The organism is Streptomyces sp. P1-3, from assembly GCF_050613155.1.
Lineage (GTDB): Bacteria > Actinomycetota > Actinomycetes > Streptomycetales > Streptomycetaceae > Streptomyces.
In genome coordinates this window covers 4,306,572-4,319,071 of sequence record NZ_CP192512.1, presented here as the reverse complement: position 1 = coordinate 4,319,071, position 12,500 = coordinate 4,306,572, and the positions used below count along the sequence as shown (strand labels likewise).

Annotated in this window: 10 protein-coding genes and 1 riboswitch; of the genes, 6 read left to right on the top strand and 4 right to left on the bottom strand. The window is 74.3% G+C overall.

Going from position 1 to position 12,500, the window contains the following annotated elements:
- Positions 1 to 6: 6 nt before the first annotated feature.
- Positions 7 to 1,344: a threonine synthase gene (gene thrC, locus ACQUSR_RS18625; protein ID WP_431043696.1), complete on the bottom strand. Its 1,338-nt coding sequence runs from the start codon at positions 1,342 to 1,344 to the stop codon at positions 7 to 9.
- A 17-nt stretch (positions 1,345 to 1,361) separates the two neighbouring features.
- Positions 1,362 to 1,505, bottom strand: a riboswitch (SAM riboswitch).
- Between the two features lie 172 nt (positions 1,506 to 1,677).
- Between thrC and ACQUSR_RS18620 the strand changes: the two genes are divergently transcribed.
- The 3 genes from ACQUSR_RS18620 (at position 1,678) to ACQUSR_RS18610 (ending at position 5,382) form a co-directional block, all read left to right on the top strand.
- Positions 1,678 to 2,667, top strand: coding sequence for a glucosyl-3-phosphoglycerate synthase (locus ACQUSR_RS18620; RefSeq protein ID WP_431043695.1), 990 nt, complete (start codon positions 1,678 to 1,680; stop codon positions 2,665 to 2,667).
- A gap of 280 nt (positions 2,668 to 2,947) precedes the next feature.
- The gene (locus tag ACQUSR_RS18615; protein WP_431043694.1) at positions 2,948 to 4,408 is read left to right on the top strand and encodes an alpha,alpha-trehalose-phosphate synthase (UDP-forming); all 1,461 of its coding nucleotides are present in this window, start codon (positions 2,948 to 2,950) and stop codon (positions 4,406 to 4,408) included.
- Positions 4,409 to 4,464: 56 nt separating this feature from the next.
- The gene (locus tag ACQUSR_RS18610; protein WP_431047677.1) at positions 4,465 to 5,382 is read left to right on the top strand and encodes an endonuclease/exonuclease/phosphatase family protein; all 918 of its coding nucleotides are present in this window, start codon (positions 4,465 to 4,467) and stop codon (positions 5,380 to 5,382) included.
- Positions 5,383 to 5,616: 234 nt separating this feature from the next.
- Here the strand turns inward: ACQUSR_RS18610 and otsB are convergent, their stop codons facing one another.
- From otsB to ACQUSR_RS18595, 3 genes are all read right to left on the bottom strand, one after another.
- Complete coding sequence (gene otsB, locus ACQUSR_RS18605; protein WP_431043693.1) at positions 5,617 to 6,477, bottom strand: trehalose-phosphatase; 861 nt, start codon at positions 6,475 to 6,477, stop codon at positions 5,617 to 5,619.
- 137 nt (positions 6,478 to 6,614) lie between these two features.
- The gene (locus ACQUSR_RS18600; protein WP_304462442.1) at positions 6,615 to 6,881 is read right to left on the bottom strand and encodes a DUF3263 domain-containing protein; all 267 of its coding nucleotides are present in this window, start codon (positions 6,879 to 6,881) and stop codon (positions 6,615 to 6,617) included.
- A 53-nt stretch (positions 6,882 to 6,934) separates the two neighbouring features.
- Positions 6,935 to 8,212 (bottom strand): extracellular solute-binding protein, encoded by a 1,278-nt coding sequence (locus tag ACQUSR_RS18595; protein ID WP_431043692.1) that lies wholly within the window; start codon positions 8,210 to 8,212, stop codon positions 6,935 to 6,937.
- A gap of 285 nt (positions 8,213 to 8,497) precedes the next feature.
- On the opposite strand from ACQUSR_RS18595, the gene ACQUSR_RS18590 reads away from it, so the two are divergent.
- The 3 genes from ACQUSR_RS18590 to nagA all read left to right on the top strand — a co-directional run bounded on the left by ACQUSR_RS18590 (position 8,498) and on the right by nagA (position 12,384).
- Positions 8,498 to 9,430 (top strand): SIS domain-containing protein, encoded by a 933-nt coding sequence (locus ACQUSR_RS18590; RefSeq protein ID WP_431043690.1) that lies wholly within the window; start codon positions 8,498 to 8,500, stop codon positions 9,428 to 9,430.
- Positions 9,431 to 10,213: 783 nt separating this feature from the next.
- On the top strand, positions 10,214 to 11,155 hold the full coding sequence (locus tag ACQUSR_RS18585) for an ROK family protein (protein WP_431043689.1): 942 nt from the start codon (positions 10,214 to 10,216) through the stop codon (positions 11,153 to 11,155).
- On the top strand, positions 11,155 to 12,384 hold the full coding sequence (gene nagA, locus ACQUSR_RS18580) for an N-acetylglucosamine-6-phosphate deacetylase (RefSeq protein WP_431043687.1): 1,230 nt from the start codon (positions 11,155 to 11,157) through the stop codon (positions 12,382 to 12,384). The genes ACQUSR_RS18585 and nagA overlap by 1 nt, the downstream gene beginning before the upstream one ends.
- Positions 12,385 to 12,500 lie beyond the last annotated feature (116 nt).

Here is a 12,500-nt window from a genome sequence, read left to right as displayed (position 1 = left end):
CGGACGTCAGGCCAGGCCGGCGTCGCGGAACGCGTCCAGGCTCGGGCGGATCGTCGCCGTCGGGCCGGTGGTCGGAGCCACGGCGTCCAGGGTCTTGAGGCCGTCGCCGGTGTTCAGTACGACGGTGGTCAGCGCCGGGTCGAGCCGACCGGTCTCGATGAGCTTCTTCGTCACGCCGACGGTCACCCCGCCCGCGGTCTCCGCGAAGATGCCCTCCGTGCGGGCCAGCAGCTTGATGGCGTCGACGATCTGCTCGTCGGTCACGTCCTCCACCGCCCCGCCGGTACGGCGCGCGATGTCCAGCACGTACGGGCCGTCCGCCGGGTTGCCGATGGCCAGCGACTTGGCGATCGTGGCGGGCTTGACCGGCCGTACGACGTCGTGGCCGTCCTTGAAGGCGCGCGAGACCGGGGAGCAGCCCTCGGCCTGGGCACCGAAGATCTTGTACGGCTTGTCGGCGACCAGCCCGAGCTGGATCAGCTCCTTGAGCCCCTTGTCGATCTTGGTGAGCTGGGAGCCGGAGGCGATCGGGATGACGATCTGGTCGGGCAGCTCCCAGCCGAGCTGCTCGCAGATCTCGTAGGCCAGCGTCTTGGAGCCCTCGCCGTAGTACGGGCGCAGGTTGACGTTGACGAAGCCCCAGCCCTCGCCGAGCAGGTCGCCGATCAGCTCCGAGCAGAAGCGGTTCACGTCGTCGTAGGTGCCCTCGATGCCGACCAGCTCACCGCCGTAGACGGCGGCCATGACGACCTTGCCCGCCTCCAGGTCGTGCGGGATGAACACGCAGGAGCGGAATCCGGCACGGGCGGCCGCGGCGCCGACGGCGCCGGCCAGGTTGCCGGTGGAGGAGCAGGACAGGGTGGTGAAGCCGAAGGCGCGGGCGGCCTCGACGGCGATGGCCACGACCCGGTCCTTGAAGGAGTGGGTCGGGTTGCCGGAGTCGTCCTTGACGTGCAGGGCGCCGGTGATGCCGAGCTCGCGGGCGAGGTTGTCGGCCTTGACCAGCTTGGTGAAGCCGGGGTTCAGGTTGGGCTTGTCCGCGACGTCGGCGGGGACGGGCAGCAGCGGGGCGTACCGCCAGATGTTGTTCGGCCCGGCCTCGATGCGCTCGCGCAGGGCTGCCGCTTGACTGGGCCCGCCGCTCGGCAGGTCGTAGGCGACTTCGAGCGGCCCGAAACACACCTCGCAGGCGAAGATCGGACCGAGCGCGAAGCGCTCTCCGCACTCGCGGCAGGACAGGGCGACGGCGGGGCCGAGCGCTGCGGTCTTCGAGTCGGCTCCGCCGACGGAAGGGGCGGCCGGGGTGGTGGGGGCGGTCGAGGCTTCGACGGATTGCACAGCCATGGAGGCGAGGCCCTTTCTCCTCATCTTCCTCGGGGCGAGTTTCGCCGCGAGACGGATTTGGCACCTTCCCTAGCCGGGAGCCTCGCCGCGGATGCGCGAGACCGGCTGGAGGGTTGCCGGGGCTTCAACGGGCCGTATCCCTCTGCCCCTCTGGATGAGCGGTATGGCGCTGGGCTGACCCAGGCGTTTGTCGGCGGACCGACCCCGGCGTGCGAGGGCCATCCGCGTTGTTCAAGACTGTAACCGAAGGCTCGGACGGTTGAGATAGTCGTCCGAAACACGAGATGGATCAACCAGGCAGCAGGGCCCGGGACAGGACAGGGAGTCGTTCACGTGCTGGAAGAGGTGGAGCGCTGGCTCGCCCGGCGGTCCTGGTCCGCAGCCGACCGTCCGCTCGATCGGCTCCTGGCCGCCAAGCGCGCCGGCGGCGGCACGGTCAGCGTCGTGCTGCCCGCCCTCAACGAGGAGGCGACGGTCGGCGCGATCGTCCGCGTCATCCGGAGCGAGCTGATGTCCGAGGCGGTGCCGCTCGTCGACGAGCTGATCGTGGTCGACTCCGGCTCCACCGACCGTACGTCGCAGGTCGCCGCGGCCGCCGGGGCGCGGGTGATCCACCGGGACGCGATACTCCCCCGGATACCGGCGCTGCCCGGCAAGGGCGAGGTGCTGTGGCGGGCGCTGTTCGCCACCGAGGGCGACATCGTCTGCTTCGTCGACGCGGACCTGAAGGACTTCTCGGCGGACTTCGTCTCGGGGATCGTCGGTCCGCTGCTCACGGAGCCGGACGTGGACTTCGTCAAGGCGATGTACGAGCGCCCGCTGGCGCTGTCCGGCGGGCCCGACTCCGGCAGTACGGCGCCCGGCCAGGGCGGCAGGGTCACCGAACTGGTGGCCCGGCCACTGCTCAACCTGCACTGGCCGCAGCTGGCGGGCTTCGTCCAGCCGCTCGGCGGAGAGTACGCGGCCCGCCGCTCCCTGCTGGAGCGGCTCCCCTTCCCGGTCGGGTACGGGGTCGAGCTGGGCCTCCTGGTCGACGCGCTGCACACGGTGGGACTGGACGCGCTGGCCCAGGTGGACGTGGGCGTCCGCAAGCACCGGCACCAGGACAGCCAGGCCCTGGGCCGGATGGCGGCGGCGATCTACCGCACGGCTCAACTGCGCCTGAACCGCGGCCCTTTGGCGCGCGGGCACCTGATGCGGTCGCGGCTGACGCAGTTCGACCGGGGGGAGGACGGATTCGTGCCGCGTACGTCGCCGGTGGACACGGAGGAGCGGCCGCCGATGCGCGACATCCCGGAGTACGCGACGCGCCGCGCGGCGTAACCGGCGGGGTGGCCGCCTGCGCGCTCCGGGCGCCTCAGCGGTAGGCCAGTAGGCCCACCGTACGAGTGGGGGCACCTCCCAGCGGCCGCGCTGGGGGAGCCCCAGAGCGGCACCGACCCGGGCACCGGGCAGGCGGCGCCCAGCGCCCGGGCGCCGCAGAAGCCAGCCGCCCAGGGGACCCGCGCGGCGCGGCAGGCACCCACGGCCCCTCGCCGGGAGGCGACACGGCACGAGACCCGGCTCACGTTTGCGCGCGGCGGCGTGGGGCTAGGCTCGCGACATGGCCCCCGACCGCTCAGGCGCCCAGGTCCTCGTCGCGTCCAACCGCGGCCCGGTCTCCTACGCTCCTCGCGAGGACGGTTCGCTCGCCGCCAGGCGCGGTGGCGGCGGGCTGGTCTCCGGGCTCAGTGCCATCGGCCCCGACGCCGATGCCGTATGGGTGTGCGCGGCCCTCGGCGACGGCGACCGGCAGGCCGTGCGGCAGGCGCGGGGCGGGCATCTGGACCCGGCCGGCACCGGCGGCCAGCGGGTGCGGATGCTGGACATCGCGCCCGACGTCTTCACGGCCGCGTACAACGACATCGCGAACTCGGTGCTGTGGTTCGTCCACCACCTCCTCTACCAGACCCCGTTCGCCCCCGTCTTCGACGAGCGGTTCCGGGCCCAGTGGGCGGCATACGAGACGTACAACACCGCCTTCGCGGACGCGCTCGCCCAGGAGGCGGCCGACGGCGCGGCCGTGCTCGTTCAGGACTACCACCTGGCGCTCGTCCCGGCCCTGCTGCGCGAGCGGCGGCCGGACCTGCGGATCGGGCACTTCTCGCACACCCCGTGGGCGCCGCCGGACTACTTCCGGCTGCTGCCCGACGACATCGCGGCGCGGCTGCTGCGCGGCATCCTCGGCGGTGACCGGGCCGCGTTCCTCACCGAGCGCTGGGCCGCGGCGTTCGCCGACTGCGCCGCGGCCGTCCTCGGCGCGGAGGTGGTGCGCGGCGGCGCGGAGCCGGTGGTGCGCGACGAGGGGCACACCACCCGGCTCGGCGTGCACGGACTGGGCGCCGACGCGGAGTTCCTGCGGCGGCGGTCCCGGGCCGCCGACGTGGACGAGCGGCTGGCCGGGCTGCGGGAGCAGATCGGTCCGGGGCGGAAGAGCATCGTGCGGGTGGACCGCACCGAGCTGTCCAAGAACATCGTCCGCGGGCTGCTGGCCTACCGGCGCCTGCTGGACACCCGTCCCGAGTGGCGCGGCCGTGTCGTCCATGTGGCCTTCGCCTACCCCTCGCGGCAGGACCTGGCGATCTACCGCGACTACACCGCGGAGGTGCGGCGGGTCGCCGAGGAGATCAACGCCGCGTACGGGACCGCCGACTGGCGGCCGGTCGTCCTGCATGTGAAGGACGACTTCGCGCGCTCGCTGGCCGCCTATCGGCTGGCGGACGTGGCGCTGGTCAACCCGATCCGGGACGGGATGAACCTGGTCGCCAAGGAGGTGCCGGTCGTCTCGGAGGCGGGCTGCGCGCTGGTGCTGTCCCGGGAGGCGGGCGCGTCCGCGGAGCTGGGCGGGGACGCGCTGGTGGTGAATCCGTACGACGTGGAGGCGACGGCGCAGGCGCTGCACGAGGCGCTGGCGATGCCGGAGGGGGAGCGCGCCGAGCGGACGAAGCGGCTCGCGGCGGCGGCCACGGCTCTGCCACCGCAGCAGTGGTTCCTGGCGCAGCTGCGGGCGCTGGACGAGCTGTGAGTACGTCGTACGGGGCACGGGGTACGGCACCGGGTACCGCCGGGGACGTGCCGGTGCTGAGGGTGCTCACCTGGAACGTGTGGTGGCTGTTCGGCGCGTGGGAGCGGCGGCGCGAGGCGATCGCGGCGGTGCTGCGCGACGTGCGCCCCGATGTCATCGGTCTCCAGGAGGTGTGGGCACGCGGCGACGAGAACCTGGCGGAGTGGCTCGTCCGGCGCGTGTCCCGGGACCTGGGCGGCGACTGGGCCTGGACATGGGCCGCGTCGAAGGCGCCCGACCGGTGGCGGAACCGGATCGCGGACGCGACTGCCGAGACGACTGTGACGGCTGTGACAGCTGTGATGACTGGGACCGCTGGGACAACGAGGACTGCTGATACCGCTGATTCCGCTGAGGTCGGCAACGCGGTGCTCAGCCGGTGGCCGATCGTGGACCGCGCGGTGCTGACCCTGCCGACGGCGGGCACCGAGGACGAGGGCCGCCTCGCGCTGTACGCCGGCATTGACGCACCCGGCGCGCGAGTGCCGTTCTTCACGGCGCATCTGAACCCCGCCTTGCACGAGTCGGCGGCGCGATGCGCGCAGGTCGCCGCGCTGGCGCGGTTCGTCGCCGACCACCGGGGCGGCACGGACTTCCCGCCGGTGGTGACCGGTGACTTCAACGCGCGGCCGGACTCGGACGAGATCCGGCTGTTCGGCGGCCACCGCACCGCGCCCGCCGTGCCCGGCCAGGTGCTGGTGGACGCCTGGGAGTACGCGGACCCCGCGGCACCGGCGGCCACCTGGGACCGGGCGAACCCGCATGTGGCCGAGACCTTCGAGCCCAGTGCCCGGATCGACTACGTCCACGTCGGCCTGCCCGGCCCGGACGGCCTCGGCCGGGTCCACGCCGTGCGCCGCGTCGGGGACGCCCCGGTGGCCGGGGTCTGGCCGTCGGACCACGCGGCGGTGGTCGCCGAGCTGGCGATGGCCTAGGGCACGCGCGCCTCACCGGGTCAGGCGCGCGCCTCGGGTCAGGGGAGCAGGTCCGCCGCGGGCCGGGACGCCGGCGCGGCGACGCGCGGCGCGCCTACGATGCCCACGCCGCGCCCCTACGGTGCCCGGCAAGCACGCGCCCGGCGAGCGGCCCAGGCAGGACGGGCGTCACGCCCGGCGAGCGCGCCCGGGCAGGACGGGCCTCATGGTGAGCGCGCCCGGGCAGGACGGGCCTCAGGTGAGGGCGTCCGCGAGGGATGTCACCAGGCCCACCACGCCCGCCGGGCCGTCGACGACCAGGTCCGCGCGGTCCGCCAGGGCGGTCACCTCGCTGCTGCCGCTGCACACCAGCACCCCGGGCAGCCCCTCCGCCCGGAACTTCTCCACCGCAGCGAAGGCCGCCAGGTCGCCGAGGTCGTCCCCGGCGTACAGCACGGCCTCGGCACCGGACCTCCGGACGTAGTCGCTCAGGGCGGCGCCCTTGTCCGTGCCGGGCGGGCGCAGCTCCAGCACCATGCGGCCCGGTTCGACGATCAGGCCGTGGCGTTCCGCGAGCCGGTGCAGCGGCTCGCGCAGGGCCTCGAACGCGGCCTGCGGGTCGGCGGCGCGGCGGGTGTGGACGGCGACGGCGCGGCCGCCCTTGTCCTCGATGTGCGCCGCCTCGGCCGAGGTGCCGTGCCCCGCCCCGACACCGTTCAGGAGCTCCGGCAGCTCCGCCCGCGCGGCCGCCACCCCGGGGTGCGGGGCGGGCGCGGTGACGGAGCCGCTGACCGCGTCCCAGCGTTCGACGCCGTAGTGGCCGAGGACGACGAGGTGCTCCAGCCCCGGCACACCGGCGAAGCCCCCGTACCGCACCGCGACGTCGGCCGGGCGGCCCGTGAGCACGGCGAGGGAGAGGAGACGCGGGGCGAGCCGGGCGAGGGCGGGCACGGCGCCGGGGTGGGCGCGGGCCTGCTCGGGGTCGGGGACGATGTCGGCCAGCGTGCCGTCGAAGTCCACGGCGACGACGGCCCTCTCCGGCCGCGCCAGCAGCGCGGCGAGGCCGTCACGGCCGGCGGGTGTGGCAGGTACGGGAAGAGGGTGACTGCTGCCCATGCGGCGACCCTACCCGCGCGAGGAGGGGGCGGATGCGGGTTTGCTCCATACGGAGCGGGGCGGGCTGGTTCGCATGGGCCCGGCCGCACGAGCGCGGTGCGTATGGATCGCCCCTCGTACGGACGGCATCGCCGTCCTCAGCGGCGCGCGCGGCGTTCCTCCCGGACCCTGCGCAGGCGGTTGACCGTGACCGCGTCGTGGGCCAGTGCGCGCGGGTCGTCGAGGAGGGCGTTCAGGAGCTGGTAGTAGCGGGTCGGGGACATCCCCAGCCGCTCACGTATCGCGCGCTCCTTCGCCCCCGGGCCGGGCCAGCCGCGGCGCTCCATGGCGAGGACGGCCCGGTCCCGGTCGGACAGGCCGTCGTCGCCGCCCGGCTGGGGCGGTTGGTTCGGGGGTGCGGTCACGTTCTCCACCTTGCCACCGGGGCGGTTCCTTCCCCCACCCCGCCCAGGACCGGCTACCGCGCCGCGCTCTCCGCGGCGTCCGCCTGCCGCTGGAGCTCGCCGAGCACGCTCATCGGGTCGCCGCCCTCCGCCACCGTCGCGCCGATGTTCTCCTTCAGCGCCTTGCTGACGCTCGCCCACGAGGTCTTGTCGGCGGGGTAGAACTCCGCCCTCTCCATCTGGTCGAGGAACTGCCACAGCCGCTTGAACTCGCGGTCGTCGCGCATCGCCTGGGACGCCGCGGTCGTCACCGGCAGCAGGTCGTAGCGGCTGGCGAAGTCCAGGACGTTCTCCTGGTTGTAGACGTAGTTCAGGAAGCGGCCGATCTCGTCCTGGTGGCCGTTCTGCTTGAACGCCATCATCCAGTCCTCGACGCCCATGGTCGACTTGGGCTTCCCGTCGATGGTGGGCAACGGTGCCGTGCCGTAGTCGAGGCCGCGGCCTTCCGCCTGCTTCATCAGCGTGGGGTGGCCGTTGAGCATGCCGACCTCACCGCGGGTGAAGGCGTCGAAGAGCTCCTGGCGGTTGACCCGGCCGGGGGTACGGGAGCCGGTGAGGCCCTTGGCGACCAGTTCGTCCCGCAGCCACTCGAAGGTCTTGATGTTCTCGGGCGAGTCGAGGACGTAGCTGCCGTTGCTGTCGGTGTAGCCGCCCCCGCCGCTGAGTATCCACAGCATGGTCTCGGCCGGGGCCTCCTCGGGGCCGAGCGGCAGCGCGTACGGGATCTCCACCCCGCTGCTCTTGAGCTTCTCCGCGGCAGCCTGCAGCTCGTCCCAGGTGGTGGGGGGCTCGCTGATGCCCGCCTTGGCGAAGAGCCTCTTGTTGTAGAAGAGCAGCCGGGAGCTGGCGACGAACGGCAGGCCGTACTGGACGCGCCGCACCTTGCCCGCCTGCGCGATGGAGGGCACGAAGCTCGCCTGGGTGGGGATGGAGAGCAGCTGGTCGGCGCGGTAGAGCTTGCCGGCGGCGGCGTAGTCGGCGTACGCGCCTATCTGCGCGAGGTCGGGGGCCTCGCCCGCCTTGACCATCTCGGCGACCTTCCGGTCGACCTCGGTCCAGCTGTAGATCTTGACGTCGATCCTGACGTCGCGGTTCTCGGCCTCGAAGGCGACCGTCACCCGGTCCCAGTACCGCTGGGAGGTGTTGGTGGTGTTGTCGCCGTAGTCGGCCGCGACCAGCTTGAGCGTCGTCTTGCCCGAGCCGGAATCGTTTCCGCAGGCGGCCAGCGCGGGCGTCATCGCCGCCGTGGCGCAACCCGCCGCCGTCAGATTCAGGAAACTCCGCCGCTGCACAGCCGCTACCCGCCCTACGTGTTCGTACGCATCGTGCCTGTAACCGGAGTCTCGTGTTCCGGAGCCCCGATATGAGGTGCGAGTCTCCCTCGCAAACCCTCACAAGGTCTACACCATGACGGGTATCACTTCCGCATCGGGCTTCCCCTGCGGAGGAGGCGCCTGCTATCCACGTCCCGGGCGGGGTCCCACCCCGGCGCCGGGCCCACACCAGCTCCCTTGCCAACTCCCTTGCCCCGCAACGCCGTACCGGCGCATCGGCACACCTCGCCAGGAGGCAGTCGTATGACCTCGCTCACCGCACAGGAACTGGCCACCCAGCCCGACTGCTGGCGGCGGGCGGCGCGCGCCGCCGCCACGGCGCGCGGGCTGCCACTGCCCGGCGAACGGGTGGCGATCACCGGTTGCGGCACGTCGTGGTTCATGGCCCAGGCCTACGCGGCGCTGCGCGAGGCGGCGGGCCAGGGCGAGACGGACGCGTATCCCGCGTCGGAGTTCCCGGCGGGGCGTTCGTACGACCGCGTGGTGGCGATCTCCCGTTCGGGCACCACGACGGAGGTGCTGGACCTGCTGGCCGCGCTGCGCGCCGGACCGGCCCGCCCCGCCACGACCGCGCTCACCGGCGACCCCGAGACGCCGGTGATGGACGCGGCGGACGACGTCGCCGTACTGGACTGGGCGGACGAGACGTCGGTGGTCCAGACGCGCTTCGCGACGACGGCGCTGGCGCTGCTGCGCGCGGGGCTGGAGGCGCACGGATCGCTGCCGGAGGGCGTGAAGAGCGTGGCGGAGGCGGCGGTGGACGCGGCGGCGGCCGCCGCCGAACCGCTGCCGGAGGCGGCGCCGGGCGCGGAGCAGTGGACGTTCCTGGGGCGCGGCTGGACGTACGGGCTGGCGCAGGAGGCGGGCCTGAAAATGCGCGAGGCGGCGGGCGCGTGGACGGAGTCGTACCCGGCGATGGAGTACCGGCACGGGCCGATCTCGATCACGGGGCCCGGGCGGGTGGTGTGGGCGTTCGGGCCGCCGCCGGAGGGGCTGGCGGGTGAGGTGGCGCGGACCGGCGGCGTGCTGCTGGCGGACTCCGGGACGCCGGACGGGCTGGACCCCATGGCGGACCTCGTGCGGGCGCAGCGGCTGGCGGTGGCGGTGGCGGAGGCCAGCGGCCTCGACCCGGACCACCCGCGCAACCTCACGCGGAGCGTGATCCTCACGGGGTAGGCGGCGGCTCCCCTGCCCGGGGGTGTCCGGGGCGCGCCCGGGGCGGGGCCACCCGGGACCGCCGGGGCGCGGGGCACCCCCGCGGTGCGGCCGGGTGCCCGGCCCGCGCTGCGCCTGCGCTTGGTGGCGGGGTCGGGGCCGCTCTGGGGTACCTCCTCGGTCGGCGAACCTACTGCCCATCCGCAAGGTCACCGGCAAGATGTTCGCCGCGCTGCGGGGGCACCCCGACGCGCCCCCTCCCGCCGGACCGGCGGCTCACCGCCGGTGGCGCCGCGCCTCGCCAACCCTCCGGGACCGTCGCAGCACCGACGGCGGCGGCACGCAACTGGAGACGCGCGGAGCCACCAGCGGGCACCCGCCGCGCTCCCCTGCGCCGTCCGGCGACTGACCGCCAGTGGCACCTCGGCCACGGCAGCGGGCGACTGGCCGACGCGGCACGGGTAGCGGACCAGGGCCCCACCGGGCCGCAGTCGCAAGTCCGTCGGAAGGGGACGTGGCGGGTGCCCCCGCAGCGCGGCGAACATCTCGCCCCGTACCCCGCGCGCCGACCGAGTGGGGGCACCTCCCAGCGGCCGCGCTGGGGGAACCCGGCGACGGCCCCAACCCAGCCACGAGGCGCCCGCGCAGAGGGCAACCCCGGTTCCGGGTGCCCGTGCCGGGGCAACCACGCGGCCGGGAAGAGGCGCGGCGGAACCCCGGCCGCCGGGGCGGTCCGGCCGCTGTGTGGCGGTACACCCGCGAGTGGACTAGACCTCTTGCGGGCGGTCAGGCGACACTGTCCACGTGAGACACGTCATCGCCCTCGATGTGGGCGGCACCGGCATGAAGGCCGCTCTGGTCGGGGCGGACGGCACGCTTCTGTACGAGGCGCGGCGGCCCACCGGCCGTGAGCGCGGGCCGGACGCCGTCGTCGCCGGGATTCTGGACTTCGCCGACGAGCTGCGCGCGACCGGTGAGCGGCGGTTCGGCCAGTCGGCCGTCGCCGCCGGGGTCGGCGTCCCCGGCGTCATCGACGAGGCGCACGGCGTGGCCGTCTTCGCGGCGAACCTCGGCTGGCGCGACGTACCGCTGCGCGCCCTGCTCGCCGAGCGGCTGGCCGGGGTCCCGGTGGCCCTCGGGCACGACGTACGCGTCGGCGGCCTGGCCGAAGGCCGGCTCGGCGCGGGCGACGGCGCCGACCGCTTCCTCTACGTGGCGCTCGGTACCGGCATCGCGGGCGCCATCGGCATCGACGGGCGCATCGAACCCGGCGCGCACGGCTCCTCCGGCGAGATCGGCCATCTGATCGTCCGGCCCGGCGGTCCCGCCTGCGGCTGCGGGCAGGCCGGGTGCCTGGAGCGGCTGGCCTCCGCCGCCGCCGTGGGCCGTGCCTGGGCCGTGGCCGGCGGCGGTCCCGGCGCGGACGCCGCCGACTGCGCCAAGGCCGTCGACGCGGGCGACCCCCGCGCCCGCGCCGTCTGGCGGGAGGCCGTGGCCGCGCTCGCCGACGGGCTGGTCATGGGCGTCACCCTGCTGGACCCGCGGACGCTGATCATCGGCGGCGGGCTCGCCGAAGCGGGCGAGACGCTGTTCGCGCCGCTGCGCGCGGCGGTCGCGGAGCGGATCACCTTCCAGAAACTCCCCGACATCGTCCCGGCGGCCCTCGGGGACACCGCCGGATGCCTGGGCGCAGGGCTGCTCGCCTGGGATCTTCTCTCCACGGACTCCACGGAGGTATCCGCCTGATGGTGCGACGAACGGTTCTCTCGGGCGCCCGGGTGGTGCTGCCGACCGGTGCGGTCGAGGACGGGCAGATCACGGTCGAGGGGCAGCGCATCACCGCCGCCGGGCCGATGCCCGGGCGCGATGCCGCGCGTGCCCACGGGAGCGGTACGGCCGCGGGAGAGAGCGGTGCGGCCGCGGGCGAGAGCGGTACGGCCGGCCTCGACCTCTCCGGCCACTGGATCGTCCCCGGCTTCGTCGACATGCACGTCCACGGCGGCGGCGGCGCGTCCTTCTCCGCCGGGACCGCCGAGGAGGCGCTCACCGTCGCCCGCACCCACCGGGCCCACGGCACCACCACCATGGTCGCCTCCACCGTCACCGGCGACCTCGACGACCTCGCCCGCCAGGCCGGGGCGCTGTCCGAGCTGGTCGAGCAGGGCGAGCTGGCCGGAATCCACTTCGAAGGGCCGTTCATCTCGCCGCACCGCTGCGGCGCGCACCAGCCATCGCTGTTGCGGGACCCGGACCCCGCCGACGTACGGAAGCTGATCGACGCGGCACGCGGCACGGCACGCATGATGACGCTCGCGCCCGAGCTCCCCGGCGGTCTGGACTCCGTACGCCTGCTCACCGACCACGGCGTCGTCGCCGCCGTCGGCCACACCGACTCCACGTACGACGCCACACTGGAGGCGATCGCGGCGGGCGCCACCGTGGCCACCCACCTGTTCAACGCGATGCCCTCGCTGCTGCACCGCGCGCCCGGCCCCATCGCGGCCCTGCTGGAGGACGAGCGGGTCACCGTCGAGCTGATCAACGACGGCACGCATCTGCACCCCGCCGTCCTGGGCCTGGCGTTCCGGCGCGCGGGCGCGGACCGGGTCGCGTTCATCACCGACGCGATGGGCGCGGCCGGGATGAACGACGGGCGCTACCCGCTCGGCCCCATGACGGTCGACGTCAAGGACGGGGTCGCGCGGATCAGCGACGGGCCCACGGCGGGTTCGATCGCCGGGTCCACCCTCACCCTGGACCACGCCTTCCAAAGGGCCGTGACCATCGACGGCCTGACGGTGGAGCAGGCGGTACGCGCACTGTCCGCGACGCCCTCGCGGGTCCTGGGGGTGGACGGGCGCGTCGGCTCCCTGGAGCCGGGCAAGGACGCGGACCTCGTCGTCCTGGACGAGGCCTTCACGTTGGTGGGCGTCATGCGGCGCGGCACCTGGCTGGTCGAGCCGCCCGTGCGCTGACGCCCCTTCGGACCGCCGGTGCGCCGTCCGCTCGTCCCTTCGGCGGCGTACTGGTGGGTACCGCTGGTAAGGACTCCCCTTCCCGCGAGATAACAGTGGGAGTACAGGGGGTCGCC

Coding starts and splice junctions, on each gene's coding strand:
- otsB (WP_431043693.1), bottom strand. CDS start 6,477: ATGGGCAGCAGTCACCCTCTTCCCGTACCTGCCACACCCGCCGGCCGT.
- nagA (WP_431043687.1), top strand. CDS start 11,155: ATGGTGCGACGAACGGTTCTCTCGGGCGCCCGGGTGGTGCTGCCGACC.
- ACQUSR_RS18615 (WP_431043694.1), top strand. CDS start 2,948: ATGGCCCCCGACCGCTCAGGCGCCCAGGTCCTCGTCGCGTCCAACCGC.
- ACQUSR_RS18590 (WP_431043690.1), top strand. CDS start 8,498: ATGACCTCGCTCACCGCACAGGAACTGGCCACCCAGCCCGACTGCTGG.
- thrC (WP_431043696.1), bottom strand. CDS start 1,344: ATGGCTGTGCAATCCGTCGAAGCCTCGACCGCCCCCACCACCCCGGCC.